Below are 613 nucleotides of genomic sequence, written 5' to 3'. Positions count from 1 at the left end.
GCTAAGTGCCTAGTCGTTGCAGAAGAAGCTTTGATCAGCTCCAATCGAAATCAGTTTGCATCATGGCTCGAGCATCAGCCAGCGTGGTCCGATTTTCCGATCGTGCTGTTGACGATGCGGGGAACAGAAATCGACAAGCGGCTAGCCTTCCTCGATCGTTATGTGATCGTGCTCGAGCGACCTTTCCTCGCATCGAGCCTCGCCAACTCCGTGCGGTCAGCCTTGCGTGCCCGCGCCCGCCAACTTGAGGTCAAGTCGTATATCGAACAGAAACAGGAAGTTGCCGACCGGCAGAAGTTGCTGATCAGAGAACTCCATCACCGCGTCAAGAATACTCTAGCCAATGTCCGAGCGATGATGAACGCAACGGCGAAATCGAGCGGTAGTGTAAACGATTTCGTACGCGATTTCTCGGCGAGAATCGTGTCCCTGGCAGATACACATTCAATGCTCACCGACGACTACTGGCAAATGGCATCTTTGCACAAACTGCTGGAATCGGAACTTCGCCATTACGATACGAGCGATAGGTCGCGCATATTGCTTGATGGGCCGAATGTGGGGCTGGTCGCCGACATTGCTTGATGGGCCGAATGTGGGGCTGGTCGCCGAC

1 protein-coding gene is annotated in these 613 nt (G+C 54.3%); it reads left to right on the top strand.

What is annotated here, in order from left to right; all coding sequences use genetic code 11:
* The coding region (locus ACXJ7R_RS35760) for an HWE histidine kinase domain-containing protein (protein ID WP_457155892.1) at nucleotides 1–585 on the top strand (585 nt) is incomplete at its 5' end.
* Nucleotides 586–613: the final 28 nt, after the last annotated feature.

The organism is Mesorhizobium sp. P5_C1 (genome assembly GCF_054049815.1).
Note: the sequence above shows the minus strand (reverse complement) of the source record. Positions and strands in the feature narration are given on the sequence as shown.